Origin of the sequence: Brevibacterium zhoupengii, assembly GCF_021117425.1 — a bacterium.
Classification (GTDB): Bacteria; Actinomycetota; Actinomycetes; order Actinomycetales; family Brevibacteriaceae; genus Brevibacterium; species Brevibacterium zhoupengii.
Genome location: NZ_CP088298.1, coordinates 3,532,689 through 3,554,967, shown reverse-complemented (window position 1 = coordinate 3,554,967; position 22,279 = coordinate 3,532,689). Strand labels below are relative to the sequence as shown.

The following is a 22,279-nucleotide window of genomic DNA, read 5'->3' as shown; positions in this document are numbered from 1 at the left end:
CAGTCGGCAGGGCGGGCTTCCAGCATGTGTGCTCAAGCCAGCACGCGCTCAGGTCAGCACCCGCTCAGGTCAACAGGAGGGCTCCGCCCAGTCCTATCGCAGCGACGATGAGAGTCGTCGTCGCGGCCAGCCCGATGGGACCGGCGCCGAGGTTGCGCAGCGAACGCCATTGCACACCGCGACCGAGAGCGAACATCGCCATGGCGAGGCACACGGTCTGCAGCCAGCCCAGACCGGACACGGCGACCTCGGGCAGCAGACCGAAGGTGCGCAGACCCGCCATGAGAAGGAACCCGAGGACGAACAGCGGCACGATGGGCGGACGTTTCGTCGCAGGCGCCGGAGGCCGCCTGCCCGAAAGGGACTCCCCGGGCGACGATGATGACCCGGCCGGCGACGAGGACTGCGCAGTCGAGGAGGACTGCGGGGCCACCTCGGCGGGAGAAGTCACCGAGGCCTGCGCCCGGCTCTCCCTGCGACGCATCACCAGGCTGAGGACGGCGACGGTCGGGGCGAGCATGATGACGCGGGAGAGCTTGACGAGGACGGCGACCTGCAGAGCAGCTGGGCCGATGATGCCGCCGATCGCGACGACCTGCGCGACCTCGTGCGTCGAGGCCCCACCCCACATTCCTGCGGTGTCTGGGGCGAGCCCGAAGGCGATGCTCAGTGACGGGATCACGGCGATCATCAGCGTGCCGAAGAGGACCACAAGGCCGATCGCCGCGGCCACGTCCTCCTTCTTCGCCTTCAGCGTCGACTCGACACCGGCGACAGCGGCGGCACCGCAGATGCCGAACCCGCACCCGATGAGCAGCGCCAGATTCGACTCGACGCGGAACGGGCGAGCCAGGAGCAGTCCGGAGACGATGCCGACGGCAACGACAACGGCGGCGAGGACGAGGACCAGCCACCCGAGTTCGAGGATGTCACCAAGAACCACCTGCGCGCCGAGGGCCACAATGCCCAATCGCAGGAGAGGTTTGGCAGCGAAGTCGAGACCGGGCCGGAAGGTCGGCGGCAGCTCAGGAAAGGCATTGCCCACAATGATCCCCAGGACGATGGCGATGAGGAGCGGGGAGAGGACGGGAGCCAGCATGGAGATGGGCCACGCGATCGCGGTGGCGGCTGCGGCGACCCCCAGGCCGGGGAGGAGACGGACAATGCGCTTCATTGCTTCAGTCTGTCAAGCAGGGGCGGGAAGCGGTAGCCGCCAAAAGTCGAACAACCCATATCGGGATGATATGGCATAATCGGGCCATGCAGGATCTCAGCAGAATGCAGGATTGGCCCGAGCTGCCGGCTCTGGGGCTGCTGGTGACGCTGAGCGCGAGCGCTCAATCCATCGGACAGGCCGCCGAGGCGATGGGACTTGCCCAGCCGAATGCCTCGCGCAGCCTGCGCAATCTCGAACGGGATCTCAAGGTACCTCTGCTGCAGCGCTCTCCGCAGGGCACCCAGCTCACCGCCGAAGGCCACGCGGTTGCCCAGTGGGCCTCGAAGGTCATCGATGCCTATGCCGATCTCAATGCGGGCACCCGCGCGATCCAGGATGCCCGGGCCGGCACCGTGCGCGTGTCCGCCTCCCTGACCGTGGCCGAATACCTGCTGCCGAGATATCTGACGACGTTCACCTCGATGCATCCCGACATCGACGTGGGCCTGGCCGTCGAGAACTCCTCGGCAGTCATCGCGGCAGTGCGCGAGCAGCGCTGCGACCTCGGACTCATCGAATCCGTGTCCCTGCCGGAGGGCTTCCCTGCCGAGGTGGTCGGTCATGACCGGCTCATGATCGCCTCCGCACCCACCTTCGCCGAGGCCTGGACTCACCCGATCGGCGCCGAGGAGTTGGCGACGGTGCCGCTTCTGGTCAGAGAGGTCGGTTCGGGAACGCGAGAGGTCCTCGACGCCGCTTTGGCACAGTACGGCGGAGCGCGCGTGGCGGGGGAGTACGGGTCGAACTCGGCGCTGAAGATCGCCGCAGCCACCGGTATCGCGCCGGTCGTGCTCTCGGAGTTGGCCCTGCGCGATGACTTCAGCGCTCGCCGCCTGGTGCCGCTGCCAGTGGAGTCCGGAGTCGCCCTCGACCGGGAACTGCACGCGGTGTGGTCGCCCAGGCGTCGGCTTTCAACCGGAGCCCGAGCACTGCTGGAGCACATGGTCAACGTGCACGACTGAAACGCGAGGCCCGTGCCGCGTGGCTGTCTGCACGGAACAACTGAGGTGTGACTGAGACATCGATGCACAGCCGCCTGGACACGACATATATTGGGAAAATGACCACACGAGATTCCTCCCACGCGCCAGAGACCGTCGTCGTCGAAGCGGGTCGTCCGCCACGCTCGAACGGTTCCTCGGTCAACCCTCCCATCGAACTGTCCTCGACCTTTGTCGGCAGCGGCGAGATCGATCATTCCGACTATGTCTACGGTCGGTTCTCGACCCCGGCATGGACTCCGTTCGAAGAGGCGCTGGCTGAACTCGAACATGCCCAACTGCCCGGGCTGGTATTCGGTTCGGGACTCGCCGCGATCGCAGCGGCACTGAGCCTGGTCCCTCGCGAGGGCACCCTGATCATGCCCCGGCACTGCTACCAGGGGTCACTGGAATCCGCGGGTGAGGTCGCCGAGCGCAGCGGATTCACCCTCACCACCGTCGACATCGCCGACACAGAGGCCGTCGTCAGCGCACTCGATGACGTGAGTGCCGCCTCGGCGGTGCTGTGGATCGAGTCTCCGACGAACCCGATGCTCGAAGTCGCGGACACCCCTGCACTCATCTCCGCCGCACGCGAACGCGGCATCCTCACTGTCGTCGACAATACCTTCGCGACCCCACTCCTGCAGACGCCGCTGGACCTGGGTGCCGACGTCGTCGTCCACTCCGTGACCAAATACCTTGCTGGTCACTCGGACGTCGTCCTCGGTGCAGTGCTGACCAGCAGCGAAGATCTGCATAAGCGGCTGCACGGCGAACGCTCACTGCGCGGAGCGATCGCCGGGCCCTTCGAAGTCTGGTTGGCACTGCGGGGCCTGCGGACACTGTCGGTGCGCATGGAGCGCGCCCAGGCCAATGCCGCGCTGATCGCTGAACGCCTGAGCACGCACCCTAACGTCGTCGAGACCCGCTACCCGGGTCTGCCCACCGACCCCGGCCACGAACGCGCGGCAGCGCAGCTCTCTGGCTTTGGTGCGGTCGTCGCCTTCTGCACAGAAACCGCGGAACAGGCCACAGCCGTCGCCGAGGCGGTCCGAGTGTGGACGCCGGCCACCTCCCTGGGCGGAGTGGAATCACTCATCGAACGTCGCCGGCGCAATACCTCGGAACCGAAGTCGGTGCCCGACGGACTGCTGCGTCTGAGCGTGGGCATCGAGCACGCCGAGGACCTGTGGGCCGATCTCGACGCGGCTATCAAGGCCGCTCACAACGCCTGATGACTGAGCCGTTCGTGCTTGACCGCCCGGGTCTTGGAGATCTGGACGAGATCTTCGAGATCTACAGTGACCCCCGCGTGTGGACGCACTTCCCCAGCGGCAGGATGGTCAAACGGGAGGAAGCAGAGGCGTACCTGCTGACCCGCATCGCCGATTGGGAGATCGACGGCCTTGGATCGTGGATCGTTCGCGAAACCGAGGACGGGCCGGTGCTGGGAATGTGCGGCTGCGGTGTCAGGCGCATGCCACTGGCCGATGAGTGGAAACCGGATCGGATCGAGGCCTATTGGAACTTAGGCTATCGCTTCCGTCCCGAGGTCCAGGGTCGCGGCTATGCCAGTGAGATCTCTCGTCTGGCCATCGCTCGAGCCCAGGAGCTCAAACCCGAAATGCCGGTCATCGCCTATCTGCTCGAACATAATGAGGCCTCCCGGAAGGTTGCGGAGAAGGTCGGTCTGAGCCTGCAGCACAGGGCTCCCGATGCCGGCAACCCCGATCCGCAGGCGATGCGCCTGGTCTTCGCTGACCGCACACTGACGGGGACGCAGCTGGCGGCCGCGCTGATCTGAGGGGCGTCAGCTGGGCCGAGCGATGCGGCTGATCTGAGGGGCGTCAGCTGACCCGGGCGATGCACCTTTGCGGTTGCGTTCGTGCGGTGAGACGTGTGACCCAGATCAACTTATCGTGCGTTAAGGTTGAGGTGGAAGATCAGTCACCCAGCGCCAACTAAGAGGAGTCGCTTTGACCTCGAGTGTTCTCACCGATCTGCAAGACGGGGTCGTGACCATCACGATCAATCGCCCCGAAAGCCTCAATGCGCTGACCAGGGAGGCCATCGAAGCGGTCGGGGAATCCGTCGCCGAGGCGGCTTCCACGGCCCGTGTGCTCATTCTCACCGGCAACGATCGAGCCTTCAGCTCGGGAGCCGATCTGCAGGGTTCGGTGCAGAACGGGGGCCTCGGTCTCGACCGGGCCAATGAGATCATCCGATCGATCATCGATCTGCCGATCCCGACCATCGCCGCGGTCTCCGGACCAGCTGCCGGCATCGGCTGCTCCCTGGCCTTGGCCTGTGACTACACCGTGATGAGCGAAGAGTCCTACCTGATGCTGGCCTTCACCAAGATCGGACTCATGCCAGACGGCGGGGCAACGGCACTCGTGGCAGCCTCGGCGGGCCGACATCGAGCCATGAAGATGGCGCTGACGGCACAGAAGGTCTGGGCGAAGGAGGCTGCGGATTGGGGCCTGGCCAGCCTGGTCACGCCGGCGGGCGAGCACCTGAACCGGGCGCAGGAAATTGCGGCGCAGTGGGCGCAGGGCGCACCTCTGGCCTTCGCGGCTTCGAAGGAAGCCATCAACGCTGCGACGCTGACCGGGCTCGACGATGCATTCGATCGAGAACTCAAGGGACAGACGGACTTGCGAGCGAGTAAGGATTTCGCCGAAGGCGTTGCAGCGTTCATGGAAAAGCGCGGCCCGAACTTCACCGGCGAATAGTCGACGGCCGGTGAGCGCACGGCTCACCCTCACCTCGGCGCCCCATACGTTTCTAATTGGTAACGTTGCGGCGGAAGTTGTGAGCGGCATCACTTGCCAGGATATTCTGACGATGAAAATAGTCCGGATATCTGCACGCCCCTCCACCCCATCACGAATACACCCCAGCACGACCACCATGACCAAAGGAGTCTCATGCTTACAGGCATTCCATCCACCCTCGGTGACAGCTACCAGCTCAACACCACCAGCCTGATCCGCCATGCCGCGACGGTCTTCGGCGAATCCGAGGTCGTCTACCGCCGGTCCGATGGCTCCTGGGGTCGTTCCAACTACGCCGACGAGTACAAGCGGATGGCTCAGCTGGCACACGGGCTGGATGAACTCGGTGTGGGCGCGGGCTCCATGGTCGGCGTCATCGACTGGAACTCCCGCCGTCACCTCGAGCTCTACTTCTCGGTTCCCGGTGTGGCCGCGACCATGCTCCAGCTCAATCTGCGCCTGGCACCGGAAGACCTCGCCTACGTCGTCAGCCACTCGAAGTCCGACTGGATCTTCGTCGAGGAATCCCTCCTCCACGTCGCCGAGGCACTCGCACCGAAGCTCGACGTCAAGGGCTGGGTCGTCATGACCGACAAGCCGGCATCCGAGATCGAAACGAGCTTGAACAATGTCGTCTTCTACGAAGATCTCATCGCCGACAAGCCTGAGACCTATGACTGGCCCGTCGTTGACGAGAAGACCGCTGCCTACGCCGGATACACGACCGGAACCACAGGTCGGCCCAAGGGCGTCTACTACTCCCACCGCTCGATCTACCTGCACACCATGGGCGGACTGGCAGCACTGCAGGCGACCTTCGACGACTGCGTCATGCCCATCACTCCGATGTTCCACGTGCTGTCCTGGGGCTTCCCGCAGAACGCGGTCGCCGCCGGTGCCAAGCTCGTCCTGCCAGGCAAGTTCGCCGCCGAGGAGTTCGGCGCCATCGGCCAGGCCTTCATCGAGGAGAAGGTGACGCTGGCCAACGGTGCGCCTGCAATCTTCACCCCGATGCTGGCGATGATGAAGAACATGCCGACCCCACCGGACCTCACCGGAGTCCGTCTGGTCTCCGGTTCTTCGGAGCCGCCGCTGTCCATGATGCGCGGCTTCAAGGAGGTCACCGGCGCCGAGGTCATCCACGGCTACGGTGCCACCGAGACCACCCCACTGGCGACGACGAACTGGCGCATCAAGTCGGGCATGAACCTCAGCGATGAAGAGAAGTGGGACCTCAAGCGCTACCAGGGCCTGCCGATCATCGGCGTCGAGGTCAAGATCGTCGACCCCACCGGCGAGGAGATGCCTCGCGACGGCAAGTCGGTCGGAGAGATCGTCATGCGCGGCCCCTGGATCACCGAGTCCTACTACCAGCTGCCCGACAACGCCGACCGTTTCCTCGACGGTTGGTGGCGCTCGGGTGACGTCGGCGTCATCGATGCCCACGGCTACCTCAAGATCACCGACCGCCTCAAGGACGTCATCAAGTCCGGCGGCGAATGGATCTCCTCGATCGACATGGAGAACGCGATCCTCGACAGCCCCAACGTCAAGGAGGCCGCGGTCATCGGTGTCCCCGACGAGAAGTGGGACGAGCGTCCCGTGGCCTATGTCGTGGCCGATGACGGCGCCGAGGTGACCCGCGAGTCCATCGTCGAAACGCTCAGCGAGCGCTTCGCCAAGTGGCAGATGCCAGATGAGGTCTATGTCGTGACTGAGATGCCTCGCACCTCGGTGGGCAAGCTCGACAAGAAGCTGCTGCGCAAGAACTGGGAAGAGAAGTAAGCACCACAGAGAATCAAGCGCCATAGGGAAAGAGGAGTGCTGGAGCCCAAGCGGGTTCCAGCACTCCTCTTTCTGTCTTCGACTGTGGCGGCTGCCCTCGGCTGCCGCTGATTGGGTCAGGCCGAGGGCACCATGATCCTGGAGAAGAAGTCGACGAGCTCGGCATGGGCATCGAGCGGCAGCACCTGGGCAACGTACTGATCCGGTCGGACGATGACCAGGGCGCCCGTACTGCGGTCGATGCCACGAGCGTCGAAGATGTCCGGACCTGTCCGGAGGTCCGCGCAGAACATCTTCTCGTAGTCGATGAGACCGAAGCGTCCCTTGCGCGGCAGTAGGAACTGCGGCATCGCATCGACAGACAGGTCCCGGTGAGAATGTTGGAAGATCGCACGGACGTCGAAGACCGCATCGGGGTCTGCCCCGGCGGGCGTGTAACGGCGAATCGGGGACTCGGGTGACTCGGCAAGGAAATCGCAGAGGCGGCGGATTGCCGAATTCGGCGAGGCCGGATCGGCGGTGTCGGCGAAGGCATAGAGGCGCCAGCGACCATCGGCCTTCGCCTGATGCCCGAGTTCGAGGGGCTTGGCGTCGGCGAGACGGATGGCGGGAGCCGAATGGAACCGCTCGCCGATGGGGAAGCCTGTGGCCAGGTGTTCGTGGGTGTCGTCACCGGTGATCAGGTTCGGAGGATAGTCGGTGGCGAAGCCGGCGGTGAAGCGTCCACCCGCGGTGAAGATCTTCTGCCGCTCGGCAGCGCTCATGCCGCCGGCTTCGGGGTCATTCGGATCGGCTGGCTTCGCTGCCATGGCCTCTGACCAGGTGAGATCGAAATCAATGAGCTCCTGGGCGATTGCCTGACGTTCCTGAGCGTAGGTGTCGAGGAGCGTGCTCGGACTGCGGCCCTGCAGCACTGCTGCGAGCTTCCAACCCAAGTTGAACCCGTCCTGCATGGACACGTTCATCCCCTGACCGGCCTTCGCCGAATGGGTGTGGCAGGCATCGCCGGCGATGAACACATGCGGTGAACGGGTGCCGCGCTCCGCCTCGGCGACGTCATCGAAGCGGTCGGCGATGCGCTGGCCCACCTCGTAGACCGACCACCAGGCGATGTCCTTGACCTCGAGCGAATAGGGATGGAAGATCCGCTGCGCGGCTTCGATGATCATGTCCGAGGTGAATCGGCTGCGGGCACCGGAATCGTTGGGATCGAGATCGCCGAGGTCGACGTAGAGGCGGACCATGTACCCGCCCTCGCGCGGGATGAGCAGAACGCTGCCGCCGGACGCGGACTGGATTGCCGACTTCAGGCGGATGTCCGGGAAGTCCGTGACGGCGAAGACATCCATGACGCCCCACGCGTGATTGCGGGCATCCCCGTTCATCTCGATGCCGATCGATCGGCGCACTGCTGAGCGGGCGCCGTCGCAGCCGACGACGTACTTGGCGCGGATCGTGCGAGGGGACGTTGGGTGGTCGTCGGCGGACTCAGGATCGGGATCATTCAGCGCCACGGTGACGGTGACCGGATGCTCGGACTCGGCGGAGTCATCGACTCTGACATCGGTGACTGTGAGGCCGTAGTCGGGGACGAGCCGTGAAGGAGAGTCGGCCATGCGCTCAAGCAGATAGTCCTGCATGCGGGCCTGGTTGACGATGACGTGCGGGTATTCGGACAGCCCCTCTTCGACGTCGTCCATGCGCCCGGTGCGAATGATCTGCCTCGGGTCCGCCTCGGCCGGACCCCAGAAGGTCGTCTCGTTGACCCAATAGGCTTCGCGCACGAGGCGTTCGGCCAAACCGAAGGCGTCGAACATCTCGACCGTCCGGCAGGCGACTCCGTCGGCATGACCCAGCTCGAGTGGTCCCTCACGGCGCTCGATGACGCGAGTGGTGATATCGGGAAACTCTGCCAGCTGTGCGGCGAGAACGGTTCCGGCCGGCCCCGAGCCGACGACGAGGACATCGACCTCCTCGGGGAGCTCAGGCGTCTGTGCCTGGGGGCTCGGCGACGATTTCTCCGGGTCGCCGGGCTGGAATCCATTGAGGTAGAACTGCATGCTGCTCCTGTCGTCTGCAGAATCGTCATCGATCAGTGACGTGTCTGCTTCCACTGTGGTCGTGGTCACCACAAAGGGGCAAAAAGATTCTGCTATGTGGAAAAGCTTCGGGCGCAGGGCACTACGATGAGGGAATGGAACGTCGTGTGGTGGCCCAGGCGCCGGCGCATCTGCTCGGCTCGGTCGACAACGCGCTGCGTCTGCTGCAGACGCTGCGAGACACCGGGGCCGTCTCGATCACCGATGCCGCAGCCGATCTGCAGGTCAGCCCCTCGACCGCGCATCGCCTGCTGAGCATGCTCGTCTACCGCGGCTTCGCCGTCCAGGACGAGTCGCGTATCTACCACCCGGGACCGGGAATCGTAGCCAATGTCGAGGCCCAATCGGCCCACCGCAGACTGCTGCAGATTCTGCGCCCACATCTCGAGTCATTGTCTGAGACGACTGGAGAGACCTGCAATCTCCTGGTTCGGGTTGGCACCACAACCCGCTTCCTGGCCAGCGCTGAGGGCTCCGATCGGATTCGGATCGGCAGCAGGGCGGGGGAGATCCTGCCTGCGCGCCTGACCTCGGGCGGGCAGGTGCTCTTGGCTGATCTCTCGCCACAGGTCCTTGCTGGCCTCTACACCTCGAATGCGGCCCGCACCTCGGGTGAATTCCTCGACGCCGAGGCGTTCGCTCGCTTTCGTCGTCAGCTCGACCACATTCGCAGGGTGGGATCGGCGCTCAACCGTGAACGCACCGAACGTGGAGTCTCTGCTCTGGGTATGCCCGTGCGGGGACCCGAGGGGCCGATGGTGGCCGCGATCAGTGTGTCGGTTCCCAGCCCACGGGATGAGGCCCTCGGCTCGGAGCGAATCCGATGTGCGCTGAGTTCAGCCTGCCACGCGGGAGCCGTCGACCTTGTCGGCAGTGCAGCCGACCCAAAGGGTGGTTGAGTCAGCCTCAGGGATGGTGGAGCAGGTACGTTCCGCCCTTGAGACAGGTGTCGAGGACCCAGCCGTCGGCGACCAGTGCGGTCAGCGAATCACGCAGAGCCATCCGCCACCGTGAGGCAAGATCGGCATCGTGGCCGCGCAGCGCCTCGATGTCGGAGGGGAAATCGAGCGAGACCAGACTGGCCTCCTTGGGCACCTCGGCAACCACAGGCTCGCCGTTGTCGTCACTGCGCAGACATTCGAAGGCATCGTCCGCCTCGGCGAGGGTGGCCCGGGCCGGCTTGTCGAGAGGCCACGAGACGACCATGCGGTCACTGGCCTGACCGGCGTTGACGCCGTCGCGCATCTGTCCGTAGAAGTCTTCGAGGTATTCGACCATTCCGACTCCCAGGCGCTGGAAGTTGAAGTAGGCGTTGCGTGCCACCAGCGGATCGAAGGTCCAGGTCATCTCTGTGATGCCGAGATTGAGGCACCACAGTCGCTGGTGCAGCTTCATCGCTGATCCGGCGCCGCGGCCGATGATCTGATGCCGCACGCCGGCGATGTGAGAGTGCATGACCGTGCCCAGAGGCTGGCCGAAGAAGCCGATCGTCACGCCGATCATCTCATCGGGTTCGTCGAGGCTGTAGGCGGCAGAGACATAGTTGCCCGCATGGGCGAAGGCGACGATGAGTCCGGGTTCGAGCACATTGGTGCCCGTCTCGTCGACGCTCCACACCTCGTCGAGCAGGAGGGCGGCTTCGGCAGCCTCGGCGGCGGTGTGGATCTCGCGAACCTCGATCCGCGCTGACTCAGCCGCGGCCGCGTACTCATCCTCGGCCAGGGCGATGATCTCCGAATCCACTGTGATCAATCCTTCTCGCGGTGTCATGGTGACATTGTGCCACCGAACCGCCCGTTTCGACGTGCCTGAACGTCGATATCTCTCGCATCTGTGCTGGTGCCTGCGGGTGGCGTCGAAGAGCAATCGGCAGGTATAGCCTTGAGAATATGAGCTTCTGCGTTGCTGTCATCGGGGCCGGGACGATCGGCCGTTCATTCGCTTGGCTGTTCGCCCGATCGGGCTACCCGGTCCAGGTCTTCGACCCCAGACCCGACCTCGCCGAGGTGGTCACCGATCTGCAGGCCGAGGTCAGTGCCGACGCTGCCGCCCACGACATGCTCGCCTCCGAGCTGGGAACCATCAGCCTCGCCGAATCCGTTGAGGCCGCCGTGGCGGGAGCCTCCTTCGTGCAGGAATCAGGGCCTGAGGATCCGCAGGCCAAGCCGAAGCTGTTCGCCCAGATAGCTGCGGCCGCCCCGAAGGATGCGATCTTCGCGACCTCGTCGTCGACCATCCCCGCATCATTGGTCGCACGGCATCTGCCGCCGGAAGTCGCGGCCCGGGTCATCGTCGGACATCCGTTCAACCCACCTCACCTGATGCCGCTGGTGGAGGTGGTTCCGGCCCCGGCGACGAGCTCGGACACCGTCGAACGCGCCCTTGCGTTCTACCGCAGCTGCGGACGCGAACCCGTGGCACTCAATCGTGAAGTTCGCGGGTTCGTCGGCAACCGCCTGCAGAACGCACTGATGAAGGAAGCGATCTCGTTGGTCGAAAACGGGGTCATCTCAGCGCCCGACCTCGACGCGGTGATGAAGAATTCCCTGGGCCTGCGGTGGTCTGCGGTGGGTCAGTTCGAGGCGATGCACCTTGGCGGGGGAGACAAGGGGATCCGCGGTTTCATGGACCACATCGGGCCCTCCTTCGCCGAGATCGGTGAACTTCCGCTCGACCTCAGCGAGGAGGGAATGGCCGATGTCTATGCTCAGGTGGAGCGGGCCTATGGTCAGACGCCGAGCCGAGCCGGAGTCGAGGCCAGGGACCGTGCTCAACAGGCTGTGCTCGAGGCACGCAAGCAACGGGGCAACCACTCCCAGCAGTGAGGCCCGGAGCCCAACTGAGTGAGACTCAGCTGGGGGAGTCGCCGGGCTGACTGAGACTCCGGTCGCTCAGACCGCGGCTTGGTAGAAGTAGGTGGTGCGTTCGGCGATGAGGCCCTCGGTGTCGAAGAGGAAGAAGTCGGCGAAGCCCACGGAGGTCTCGGTTCCGTCCTTGAGGCGGCCGGTGAAGACCCCTCGGCTGGAGGCGCGATCGCCGTCGATGAGGATTTCAGTCAGGGAATGCGCACCTGATTCGATGACGCGTTCGCCGTGGTAGAAATCGGTGATCTGCTGGCCCACCATGGTCGGATATCCGGGGCGATCATACTGGCCCTCGGCCGCGAACAGCGCCGAGGTGGCGCCGGCGTCCCCAGCGTCGACGGTGGAGTAATAGCGCTTCACGAGTTCAGTCACACTGTTCATGGCAACACAGTAACAGCGATCACATTCGGGGCTGTGTTCAAGGGGTGGGACAGCGAATTGCCGCCGAGGTGATTGGGCCATAGCGTGGGAGATGAATCCACTCGTCGAACGGTGCCGGAGGTTCGGCTCCGCGCCGTTGGATCGGTGTCAATAACCCCCGCAGAAATGAGGCTCGACATGTCCACCATGTATCGCGTGACCAACCCGGCAACCGGCGAAGTGGCCGAAGAATTCGCCACCGCCACCGATTCAGAGATCCTGGCCGCACTCGACCGATCCGCAACCACGTTCACCGAATGGAGCCAGACCAGCGTCGCTGATCGCGCAGCGATCCTCGTTCGCGTCTCCGAAATCTACGCGGAGCGGGCCGAAGAGCTGGCGAAGGTGATCCAGCTGGAGATGGGCAAGGCCGTCCCCGAAGGCAAGGGCGAGGTTGGCCTGAGCTCGGCCATCTACCGCTATTTCGCTGACAACGCCGAAGCGTTCATGGCCGATGAGCCGCTGCGCGGACCCGAGGACGGCACCGCGATGATCCGCCGCAAGCCGGTCGGTTCTCTCCTGGGCATCATGCCCTGGAACTTCCCCTACTACCAGGTCGCACGCTTCGCCGCCCCCAACCTGGCTCTGGGCAACACGATCCTGCTCAAGCACGCCCCGCAGTGCCCCCGCTCGGCTCAGATCATGGAAGAGATCTTCATCGAGGCAGGGCTTCCCGAGGGCGCCTACATCAACATCTACGCGAGCAATGAGCAGGTCGCAGACATCATCCTGCCCGACCCACGCAACCACGGTGTGTCCCTGACCGGTTCCGAGCGTGCAGGTGCGGCCGTGGCCGCCGAAGCGGGCAAGAACCTCAAGAAGGTCGTCCTCGAGCTCGGCGGTTCCGACCCCTACATCCTCCTCGACACCCCCGATGTGGCGAAGAGCGCGAACACGTTCTTCAAGACCCGCATGGGCAACACCGGACAGGCCTGCAACTCGCCCAAGCGCATGATCGTCATGGACGATGTCTACGACGAGTTCCTGACCTCCATCACCGAGGCGGCCAAGAAGTTCACACCTGAGACCCCCGGTGCAGAGGGCTCCCGCTTGTCCCCGCTGTCATCGATCGCGGCAGCCGACCGGTTCATCGAGCAGGTCCAGGACACAGTCAAAGACGGTGCGACTCTGCTCGCCGGCGGCAAGCGCTACGACGGTGGAGGCGCCTATGTGCAACCAGTCGTCCTCGCCGATGTGGAGAAGGGCATGCGCGGCTACTACGAAGAGCTCTTCGGCCCCGCTGTCATCGTCTACAAGGTCAGCAGCGAGGAAGAAGCTGTCGAACTGGCCAACGACACCCCATTCGGCCTCGGCGCGGCAGTGTTCTCCAACGACATCGAGCGCGCTGAACGTGTGGGCTCGCAGATCGACTCGGGCATGGTCTTCCTCAACGCCCCAGAGGGCAGCCGTGAGTACCTGCCCTTCGGCGGCGTGAAGCGCTCGGGCGTCGGCCGTGAACTCGGACCTCTGGCCATGGACGAATTCGTCAACAAGCAGCTGGTGTTCAAGAACAACTGAGGCTGAACTCCCGACGCACTGCGTCACTCTTGACGCTCGGCGTCGACGGAGCCGGCTGCAGCTCTCAGGGCGCTGATCGCATGGTCGATCAGCGCCCTGATTGTATGCTGAGGACACACACAGTCTTTTCTCAGCAGGAGGATCTCATGTCGGCATCGAAGCCGTCGACCCAGGTCAACGCCGCGGCCTCAAAAGGGTTCATGCGTCCGATCAACCGTTTCCTCGAACAGTGGATTCCGTCAGCGCTGACGTTCGCCATCGTTCTCACCCTCATCGTCGCCGTCCTGGCGTTCATCCTCACCGGGGCCAGTCCCGTCGACGTCGTCACCGGCTGGGGTGAGGGACTGGCCGGGCTCCTCGAGTTCATGACTCAGATGTGCCTCATCCTGCTGCTGGGACACATCCTCGCGAACACCGGCCCCGTGCAGAAGCTGCTGACATGGCTGGCCCGCGTCCCCGGCAGCCCGGCCTTCGCCTACGTCTTCGTCTTCCTCGTCGCCGCTATCGCCAGCCTCATCACATGGGGCCTCGGCCTCGTCGTCGGTGCACTGCTGGCGCGTGAGATCGCCGTTCAGGCGCGCAGCCGCGGCCTCAAAGTCCACTTCCCGCTGCTCGTCGCCGCCGGATACTCAGGCTTCGTGGTCTGGCACATGGGCTACTCCGGTTCGGGTCCGTTGACCGCTGCCACCCCTGATTCGTTCCTCGCTGAGTCCTTGGGCGGTGAGGTCGTTCCTGTCAGCCAGACCATCTTCTCCACCTGGAATCTGCTTGCCATCCTCGGCGTCATCATCGTCTGCGCCGTCCTCTTCTTCCTCATCGCGCCGAAGAAGGATGCCCCGGTCTACGAGCTGCCCGAGTCGATCTCCTCCGAGTCGAGGTCCACCGTGGACGAGGAGGTCGTGACTCCCGCCGACCGCATCGACGCCTCGCGGATCCTTACCCTCATCGTCGGTCTGGCACTCGTGATCTACCTGATCATCCACTTCGCCCAGGGCGGGGGACTGACGCTCGATATCGTCAACTGGTCCTTCCTCGCACTCATCTTCCTGCTCGTGAAGAACCCTTTCGAGCTCATCCACCTGACGAAGGAAGCCGCCTCGAACGTCGGCGAGATCCTCCTCCAGTTCCCTCTCTACGCAGGAATTCTGGGCATCATGTCCGGCACCGGTCTCATTGCTGTCTTCTCCGACGCTCTCGTCTCGATTGCGACCCCGACGACCTTCGGCGTCCTTGCGCTGCTCTCGGCAGGACTGGTCAACTTCTTCGTTCCCTCGGGCGGCGGACAGTTCGCCGTCCAGGGGCCGATCATGCTCGATGCCGCCAACCAGCTGGGAGTCGATCCGTCGATCGCGATCATGGCGGTCTCCTACGGAGATCAGTGGACGAATATGCTCCAGCCCTTCTGGGCTCTGCCGGTGCTGGCCATCGCGGGACTGAAGATGCGTGACATCCTCGGCTACACCTCGGTGACCTTCCTCGGATCCGGTGTCGCCATGGCTCTGGCTCTGTTCCTCGTCTCACTGTGAGCCAAGGCTGGAAGCCACAGGGAGTGGGCGAAGATTCGACCCGGTTCGGTGATAGCCACAAGGCCGCTGGTGAGGTCACAGTTTGACCTCTACCCGGTTACCGACGGTTACGATATGGTAGCCTGCATGGTTGGTCTTCACCGGGAGTCCGGTGTGCAGAAACAGGGAAATCGATGTGGACGCGAAGTCGTCCGCTGAAGGAGTGAGCCGATGACAGCCACAGTGGACAAACCCGCCAAGTCGCCGAAGGGCGGTGTGAAGAAGGCTCTGCCCCCGGTGAACAAGCCGGTCTTCATCGCGGCAGCCCTCGGCACCCTGGCCATCACGATCTGGGCCTTCTTCGCTCCGGCCAACGCCGAGGCTGTCCTCGGTGCCGTCGTCGGCTGGACCTCGGACTGGTTCGGTTGGTTCTACGTCCTTCTCGTGGCCGCCGTCCTCGTCTTCGTCATATACCTCGCCGCATCCAAATACGGAAACACGAAGCTCGGCCCCGAGCATTCGAAGCCCGAATACGGGTTGTTGGCTTGGGCCTCGATGCTCTTCGCCGCAGGCATCAGCACCGACCTCATGTTCTTCGCCGTGGCCGAACCCGTCACCCAATATCTGGCACCGCCGAGCACACAGCCCGAAACAGTCGATGCCGCGCGTGAAGCCACGGTGTGGACCCTGTTCCACTACGGCATCAGCGGTTGGGGCCTCTACGCCCTCATGGGCATTGCCCTGGCCTACTTCGCCTACCGGATGAACATGCCCTTGGCGATCCGCTCCGCGCTGGCCCCGCTCTTCGGCAAGCGCGTCCACGGCGGACTGGGCGACACCGTCGACTTCGCTGCGCTGTTGGGCACCGTCTTCGGTGTGGCCACCTCCTTGGGCATCGGCGTGGTCATGGTCAACGTCGGTCTCAACACGGTATTCGGCCTCCCCATCGGTGTGGGCTCACAGATCGGCATCGTCGTCGTCGGCGTCGCCGTGGCGACGCTCTCGGCCGTCTCAGGAGTGGACAAGGGCATCAAGTTCCTTTCGATCCTCAACGTCTTCCTGGCAGTCGCACTCAGCCTCTGGGTCCTCGTCGCAGGCAACACCAAATTCCTGCTCAACGCCTTCGTCCTCAACGTCTTCGACTTCGTGCGGATGTTCCCGAACATGGCAGGTCAGACCTTCGCCTTCGAAGACACCGGAACGTGGATGACCGACTGGACTCTGTTCTTCTGGGCCTGGTGGATCGCCTTCGCCTCATTCGTCGGTCTGTTCCTGGCCCGCATCTCGCGCGGACGCACGATCCGTCAGTTCGTCCTCGGCACCCTGACGATCCCGTTCATCTACATCTTCATGTGGATCTCGATCTACGGAAACTCCGCCCTGGACCTCATTCGCAACGGTGACAAGGAGTTCGGAGAGAAGACGATGCTCAACCCTGAGGGCGGGTTCTATGAGCTGCTCTCGAACTACCCGGGCTTCGTCGTCATCGCCGCGCTCGCGACGATTACAGCGCTGCTGTTCTATGTCACCACGGCGGACTCCGCTGCACTGGTCATGGCCAACCTCTCGTCCCGTCTGCCGACCCCGCAGGACGACGGCCGGCCGGGACTGCGCATCTTCTGGGCTCTGGCCACCGGTGCGCTGACAATTGCCATGCTCATCGTCGGTGGTGTCGGGGCATTGCAGAACGCAACCGTCGTGATGGGACTGCCGTTCGCCTTCGTCGTCATCCTTGTGATGATCGGTCTGTACAAGGCGCTGCGGGTTGAAGCACACCGAGTCGACAGCGTTTCTCAGAGCCTGCCCGGTTCCTTGGCCAGACGTTCGCACACAGCCGACGGTCATGAGCCTTGGCAGCGTCAGCTCGGTCGAGTCCTGTCCTTCCCCAGCGGCAGCAAGGCGCGCGACTTCGAACGCGACGTCCTGCTGCCCACCTTCGAAGAAGTCGTGGCAGAGATGGTCGAGCGGGGTGTCGAGGCCAATTGCGGTCGTGTCGACACGGAAGGCGTGTTCGTCGAAGATGGCGAGCTGATCCAGCTCGAAGTCGACGGCAAGGGCGAATACCCGTTCCGCTACCAGATCTGGCCGCACAAGGTCAGCGTTCCTTCGTTCGGCGGGCACGTCCCGCGTGGAACCGAGGACTACTTCCGGATGGAGGTCTACCTCGACGGCGGGACCGGACAGGGATACGACGTCATGGGCTACTCGAAGGAACAGCTCATCGATGACATCCTCGACAAGTACGGTCGCCACGTGGAGTTCCTGCAGCTGCAGGAGAACATCGCTCACCCCGACGACTGACATCGTCTGCACGCTGCCCCCGGTGCAGCCATCTGCCTTCAAGGCCGATGGCGGTGCCGGGGGCCGCTGTCTGTCTGGGGGTGGCCACGGTCACCTCCGTGTGAAGTCGTCCAGACATTTCCGCAGGGTGCGAGTGACCGACAGTGCGGTCAGACCGCTGGTGGCCGGATTCTCCGGGCTCGGCGTCGACGAGATCGAGAATGCGAAGTCACCCGCCGACCCACTCGCGGTGATCTCATGGTGTGAGTCCACTTGGCTGGGGTCAGCCCGGATCTCCACACGCGTTCGCTGCAGAGCTCGTTCCATGAGTTCGTCGTCCGCGCCCGCGTCGAATCCGAGTCCACGCGTCGCCCAGGCCAGCGCCACGGTGATGTTGACATTGGCGGGGAACTTCACGATCGCCTCGGCGGGGGAGCCGGTGAAGATGGTCAGTGGTCCATCGGCAGGAGTCAGCGAGCGGAGACGGCGGACCTCCTCGGCGTCCATCCAGGGCTGGATGAGTCCGGGTGGGGCCTTGGCTGTCCTGATGGACACCTCGTCAAGGGACTGTGCTTGAGCTGCAGCCTCGAGGACGTCGAGCCCGCCGATGGCTCCGTTCGTCACATGCAGCTCACCCGGTCCGGCCAGGAGAGATTGTCTGATCGGCCGATCGGCAAGGGCACCGACACTGGTGAGGACGAACGGGATACCAGCGGCAATGACGGCCGGACCATAGGTTCTGGCAGCCGGAACACCCGCACATTCGACCACGACATCGGCACGGAGCTCAGCCCACCGCGGGTCCTGAGGGCTCTCGACCTCAATGAGTTCGGCTCCCAGCCCCTGATGCTCGGCGTGTTTGTCGAGGTCCCGGACCAGTGCGGTCAGCCGCAGCCGGCCACTCGAAATCTCCGGGTGCAGCAAGCGCGTGACGTGGCGCCCGATCGCCCCGAAACCGATCAGCAGCACCGACGTCACTTCCCGATGTGGACTCATGACATCAGGGTACACAGCGCCACGGACATGGGCCCGGACACGTTATGTCAGTGCGTCGGGGTACCGTGACGGTGTGGATGGACGAGGCAGGGAAGAGGCACCGATGACAGAGACGAATGCTGACGAAGGCAGCGCCGTTGACGGTGCGGTGGTCGGTGAGGACGGGCTGCCTCGAACGCCCTGGGCCTATGGCGATCCGCTGCTGCGTGAGTACTACGACACCGAATGGGGCATGCCCGTCCGTGACGAATCCGGGATGTTCGAGCGCATGAGCCTCGAAGGCTTCCAAGCGGGGTTGTCGTGGCTGACGATTCTCAAGAAGCGCGAACGATTCCGCGAGGTCTTCCAGCACTTCGACGCCGAGCTGGTTGCCGAATTCGGTGATTCCGAGATCGAGGCGCTCCTCGATGACTCGGGAATCATTCGGCATCGTGGCAAGATCGAAGCCTGCATCGGCAATGCCAGAGCAACACTGGCGCTGCGTGAGGACGGGGGTCTCGGTGATTTCATCTGGGGCTTCCAGCCTGAGACCACCCCGCGCCCCCGTGCGCTGAGCGAGATTCCCACCACGAGTCCCGAGTCGGTGGCGCTGTCGAAGGCGCTGAAGAAGAAGGGGTTCCGGTTCGTGGGACCAACCACCATGTATGCGCTCATGGAGGCGGTCGGTATGGTTGACACGCACGTTCTCGGATCCCATCGCCGAGGTGTCTCCGGAGTGTGGAATGACTGACGAAAGGCTGGAATGAACGATATCCGAGTCAGCGCACTCGTTCTGCTGCACCCCGATGAACCTCAGATCCTCATGGTGCGCAAGGAGGGGACGACGTCGTTCATGCTTCCCGGCGGCAAACCCGAAACCGGCGAGTCCGCCGAGGCGACGATCATCAGGGAGATCAGTGAAGAACTCGGACTCACCCTGGAGACTGACCGTCTGTCCCCGCTGGGCACCTTCGCCGCTGAGGCGGCCAATGAAGCCGACCACAGGGTGATCGGGGACGTGTTCTGCTACGAGGGTCTGCCAGCTGAACTCAACGTCGATGGCATCAACCATCTGGCCGAAATCGCTGAAGCCGCATGGTTTCCCTACGACCCGATGCCGGCGGATACCAGTGAGCGTCAGTTCGCTCCGCTGACGCGGCTGCAGGTCATCCCGGCGTTGAACGAACAGGGCCTGCTCCGGCAGTGAGCATCACGCGGTGAGACTCAGACGCCTCCACGTTGGAACGCCAGCTCGAGAACGAATAAGTGGATGGCGTGGGCAAGGACCAGGCCGGCCGTGAGGAAGCTGAGGACGATGTCGAAGACACCGAAATCCGTGTAGGGCGGCGGGTCGACGTATCCGGGGGACTGCAGCAGGGTGGAACCGACAGCCGTCGATCCCACCAGGATTGCGATGAGACCACTCGTCGACAGCTTTCCCACTGCTGCGAGGGCCAACAGCAGCGCCGTCAGGAGGAGGACCAGCAGAGCCATCAGGTCGTAGCCGGGGCCGAGACGGACCACCTCCTGCCACAGGTTTCCGTAGCTGATCGAACTGTGGGGCTCCGACTCGTAGTAGGGGAAGAACGTCAGTGAGATGACCAGCAGGCACAGCGGTCCGTAGAAGTGTGCGTAGACGGCGTTGGTTCGCGTGATCCGCGAGTTGAGGAGTTCGGCTCGGATCATCTGTTCGGGCAGAGTCATGTGCTGTCTGTCCTTACTGTCGGTCATCGGTCATCGATTTCTGCGACCTTCGAGCCATGACGGCGGCCGCCGCTGAGGCGAAGACAAGGACGAGCAGGCTCAGGCCGACCCCGATGACCGAGAATCCCGGGCTCGGTGGGATCTGCAGCCCGTTCTTTGCCAGTGGTCCGATACTCTCCACCGGCGTCGTGGCCCCGTCCGTGCCGGCACCGGGGTCTGTACCGCTGGCTGGGACGACGGGCAGGACAGAGAATGATTCGCTCAGATAACCCTCATTCATACTCTGCTCGGACGTGATCTCAACCTGGTAGCCGCCCGCATAGGTATTGACTGGTCGACCGGGAGGCCCGCCGACTGGAAACGTCACGGTGCCGTCGGCTCGAGCTCGCTGTCTGTCGTGGATGGCCTCTTTTCCTCTCGGGGTGGCTACGATGTCGAGTTGCACCTCCTCACCCGGAAGGAAACCGGCGACGGTGATGATCACCGCATCGTTGTCGGTGATGAAGTCGGTGGTGGCGATGGCTCCTGGGCTGATGTCGACGACCGTCGGCAATCCATCTGCGTACTCGTCTGCTGCAGCCGGGCCAGGTTGCAGGGTGGTTGCCAGAATGCAGGCGGCGGCTGTGACAGCCAATGGGGTCCGCCATTTCGGTGGGCGCATTTGTATTCTCCAAACGAATGCCAATTGTGTTTGTTCAGATGTCATCGGATTCTGATTGAATTCGTCCGCAGGCACTGAATTGGATCATTGCCTCGGGAAAAGAGAAGTGTGGTGGTATTTGACCACAGTGATTTCTCGGAAATAATCGCGGTGTTACTTCGGCGATTGCTAAGAAAGCTACAGTTCGACGATTGCAGGAGACAAGGAAAGGACAAGACTCACGAGTCATGCCCGCGAAAAACCACGTGGCTCTATGGTTTTCCCGGACATGTCTGGTGAGGATCGTTGGGGGTTGGACTCAGCGGCGGGCAGCAGGCTATACGGCGCTAGGACGGCTCGCAGCTCCCGGCTGTGCCTATGTCGTCGCGCGCCGCAGTCGATCCGAGAGCGCACGCAGCTCCGCGGTGAGCTCCGGTGAGTCCTCGACAACGAATTCGACGTCGAGCCGGGCCAGCGTCAACGCCATGGTGCTCACTGTCTCCGCCCCGATCTTCACGGTCGAGCGTTGTTCGTCGAGTGCTTCGACAGTGCCTTCGGCCGGCATCAGCATCTTCATGACCTCGGGTGCGGCAGCGTCGACGGTGACCGTGGCCGCGTGTTTCCACCTGCTGGCCGAGACGTTGCGCTCGACGTAGGCGCCGATGTCGTCGGCCGGGAGAGCACGGGGCTCGAAACGTCGACCTCCGGGCAGCTTGGGGACGATGTGTTCGACTCGGAAGATTGCCCAAGCCTCTTCCTCGGGGTCGAAGGTCAGGAGGAACCAGCGATGCTGATGGTTCACCAGCCGGTAGGGCTCAACTTCGAACTCCCTGCCGCGCTCCTGCTCTGACGGTGTGCCTCCTGGGTGGGAGAAGACTCCGATCGCAGAGTCGTAGGTGAACCTGAACCTCTCGTGGCTGTGACAGTATTCGATGATCAGAGTCAGCAGATTCGGGTCGACGATCGGCATCGGATGGTTGCCAGCCAAGGGAACCGTGAAATGAGCCAGGTTCTTCACCCGGTTACGCACGCTTGCGGGCAGTATCTGTTCGAGCTTCGCTAGGGCCTGCGCCGAGGTTTCTTCCATTCCGCCGATGATGCAGCTCAGGCCCGAGTGAAGTCCCACTGCGACGGCGACGGCTTCGTCAGGGTTGAGCAGCAGCGGTGGCACGGCCGATCCGCCGGATCCCAGGCGGTATCCGCCCTCTCCGCCGCGGGTCCCCTCGACAGGGTAGCCGAGGTCGCGCAGAGTGCCGATGTCGTTGCGGACCGTGCGTGAGCTGACGTTGAGACGCTCCGCCAAATCTGTGCCGGACCATGTGCGAGGAACCATCAGCAATGACAGTAATCCGAGTAGTCGCGCTGCTGTTTGTGACATTTTCTGTTGTCTTCCTGGGTTTAGGAAAACCTCCTGCCTATTCGAACAATAGCATCGGAGTTCTGAATTCGTAATGAGCTGCATGCGGCAGCGGAGCCGCGACGGAAATGGAGGAACAGAGTAATTCATGCATAC

At 63.7% G+C, this 22,279-nt stretch carries 20 protein-coding genes; 12 read left to right on the top strand and 8 right to left on the bottom strand.

All coding sequences use genetic code 11. From position 1 onward, the window contains the following. Positions 1–64: 64 nt before the first annotated feature. Positions 65–1,174, bottom strand: a complete 1,110-nt coding sequence (locus tag LQ788_RS16160) for a YeiH family protein (RefSeq protein ID WP_231442731.1) — start codon at positions 1,172–1,174, stop codon at positions 65–67. Positions 1,175–1,260: 86 nt separating this feature from the next. On the opposite strand from LQ788_RS16160, the gene LQ788_RS16155 reads away from it, so the two are divergent. The 5 genes from LQ788_RS16155 (at position 1,261) to LQ788_RS16135 (ending at position 6,761) form a co-directional block, all read left to right on the top strand. Beyond that, entirely contained in the window at positions 1,261–2,178 is a 918-nt protein-coding gene (locus LQ788_RS16155; protein WP_231442729.1) for a LysR substrate-binding domain-containing protein, read from the top strand. A 98-nt stretch (positions 2,179–2,276) separates the two neighbouring features. Continuing rightward, positions 2,277–3,434: a trans-sulfuration enzyme family protein gene (locus LQ788_RS16150; protein WP_231442726.1), complete on the top strand. Its 1,158-nt coding sequence runs from the start codon at positions 2,277–2,279 to the stop codon at positions 3,432–3,434. Beyond that, on the top strand, positions 3,434–4,003 hold the full coding sequence (locus LQ788_RS16145) for a GNAT family N-acetyltransferase (RefSeq protein WP_231442724.1): 570 nt from the start codon (positions 3,434–3,436) through the stop codon (positions 4,001–4,003). Before LQ788_RS16150 ends, LQ788_RS16145 begins: the two co-directional genes overlap by 1 nt. A 172-nt stretch (positions 4,004–4,175) precedes the next feature. After that, on the top strand, positions 4,176–4,934 hold the full coding sequence (locus LQ788_RS16140; protein WP_231442722.1) for an enoyl-CoA hydratase: 759 nt from the start codon (positions 4,176–4,178) through the stop codon (positions 4,932–4,934). Positions 4,935–5,129: 195 nt separating this feature from the next. Further along, positions 5,130–6,761 (top strand): long-chain-fatty-acid--CoA ligase, encoded by a 1,632-nt coding sequence (locus LQ788_RS16135; protein WP_231442720.1) that lies wholly within the window; start codon positions 5,130–5,132, stop codon positions 6,759–6,761. Between the two features lie 116 nt (positions 6,762–6,877). Here the strand turns inward: LQ788_RS16135 and LQ788_RS16130 are convergent, their stop codons facing one another. After that, positions 6,878–8,821, bottom strand: a complete 1,944-nt coding sequence (locus LQ788_RS16130; protein WP_231442719.1) for an FAD-binding monooxygenase — start codon at positions 8,819–8,821, stop codon at positions 6,878–6,880. Positions 8,822–8,955: 134 nt separating this feature from the next. On the opposite strand from LQ788_RS16130, the gene LQ788_RS16125 reads away from it, so the two are divergent. Then, positions 8,956–9,759 (top strand): IclR family transcriptional regulator, encoded by an 804-nt coding sequence (locus LQ788_RS16125; protein ID WP_231442717.1) that lies wholly within the window; start codon positions 8,956–8,958, stop codon positions 9,757–9,759. A 7-nt stretch (positions 9,760–9,766) separates the two neighbouring features. Here the strand turns inward: LQ788_RS16125 and LQ788_RS16120 are convergent, their stop codons facing one another. Further along, positions 9,767–10,630: a hypothetical protein gene (locus LQ788_RS16120; protein WP_231442715.1), complete on the bottom strand. Its 864-nt coding sequence runs from the start codon at positions 10,628–10,630 to the stop codon at positions 9,767–9,769. 119 nt (positions 10,631–10,749) lie between these two features. Here LQ788_RS16120 and LQ788_RS16115 point away from each other — a divergent pair, with 119 nt between their 5' ends. Further along, positions 10,750–11,685, top strand: a complete 936-nt coding sequence (locus LQ788_RS16115; protein ID WP_231442713.1) for a 3-hydroxyacyl-CoA dehydrogenase NAD-binding domain-containing protein — start codon at positions 10,750–10,752, stop codon at positions 11,683–11,685. A gap of 66 nt (positions 11,686–11,751) precedes the next feature. On the opposite strand, the gene LQ788_RS16110 is transcribed toward LQ788_RS16115, so the two are convergent. After that, the gene (locus LQ788_RS16110) at positions 11,752–12,105 is read right to left on the bottom strand and encodes a nuclear transport factor 2 family protein (protein ID WP_231442711.1); all 354 of its coding nucleotides are present in this window, start codon (positions 12,103–12,105) and stop codon (positions 11,752–11,754) included. 177 nt (positions 12,106–12,282) lie between these two features. Between LQ788_RS16110 and LQ788_RS16105 the strand changes: the two genes are divergently transcribed. The 3 genes from LQ788_RS16105 to betT all read left to right on the top strand — a co-directional run bounded on the left by LQ788_RS16105 (position 12,283) and on the right by betT (position 17,468). After that, positions 12,283–13,662, top strand: a complete 1,380-nt coding sequence (locus LQ788_RS16105) for an NAD-dependent succinate-semialdehyde dehydrogenase (protein WP_231442710.1) — start codon at positions 12,283–12,285, stop codon at positions 13,660–13,662. Between the two features lie 146 nt (positions 13,663–13,808). Further along, complete coding sequence (locus LQ788_RS16100; protein WP_231442707.1) at positions 13,809–15,188, top strand: short-chain fatty acid transporter; 1,380 nt, start codon at positions 13,809–13,811, stop codon at positions 15,186–15,188. A 210-nt stretch (positions 15,189–15,398) separates the two neighbouring features. Next, positions 15,399–17,468: a choline BCCT transporter BetT gene (betT, locus tag LQ788_RS16095; RefSeq protein ID WP_231442706.1), complete on the top strand. Its 2,070-nt coding sequence runs from the start codon at positions 15,399–15,401 to the stop codon at positions 17,466–17,468. A gap of 90 nt (positions 17,469–17,558) precedes the next feature. Here betT and LQ788_RS16090 read toward each other — a convergent pair whose 3' ends face one another. Next, positions 17,559–18,443 (bottom strand): aspartate dehydrogenase domain-containing protein, encoded by an 885-nt coding sequence (locus LQ788_RS16090; RefSeq protein WP_231442704.1) that lies wholly within the window; start codon positions 18,441–18,443, stop codon positions 17,559–17,561. Positions 18,444–18,546: 103 nt separating this feature from the next. On the opposite strand from LQ788_RS16090, the gene LQ788_RS16085 reads away from it, so the two are divergent. Continuing rightward, positions 18,547–19,173, top strand: coding sequence for a DNA-3-methyladenine glycosylase I (locus tag LQ788_RS16085; protein WP_231442702.1), 627 nt, complete (start codon positions 18,547–18,549; stop codon positions 19,171–19,173). Between the two features lie 12 nt (positions 19,174–19,185). Further along, entirely contained in the window at positions 19,186–19,629 is a 444-nt protein-coding gene (locus LQ788_RS16080; protein WP_231442700.1) for an NUDIX hydrolase, read from the top strand. 17 nt (positions 19,630–19,646) lie between these two features. Here the strand turns inward: LQ788_RS16080 and LQ788_RS16075 are convergent, their stop codons facing one another. The 3 genes from LQ788_RS16075 to LQ788_RS16065 all read right to left on the bottom strand — a co-directional run bounded on the left by LQ788_RS16075 (position 19,647) and on the right by LQ788_RS16065 (position 22,144). Beyond that, entirely contained in the window at positions 19,647–20,126 is a 480-nt protein-coding gene (locus LQ788_RS16075) for a hypothetical protein (protein ID WP_231442698.1), read from the bottom strand. A gap of 13 nt (positions 20,127–20,139) precedes the next feature. Beyond that, entirely contained in the window at positions 20,140–20,787 is a 648-nt protein-coding gene (locus tag LQ788_RS16070) for a hypothetical protein (RefSeq protein WP_231442697.1), read from the bottom strand. A 355-nt stretch (positions 20,788–21,142) separates the two neighbouring features. Continuing rightward, positions 21,143–22,144, bottom strand: a complete 1,002-nt coding sequence (locus tag LQ788_RS16065) for a helix-turn-helix transcriptional regulator (RefSeq protein ID WP_262908278.1) — start codon at positions 22,142–22,144, stop codon at positions 21,143–21,145. Positions 22,145–22,279: the final 135 nt, after the last annotated feature.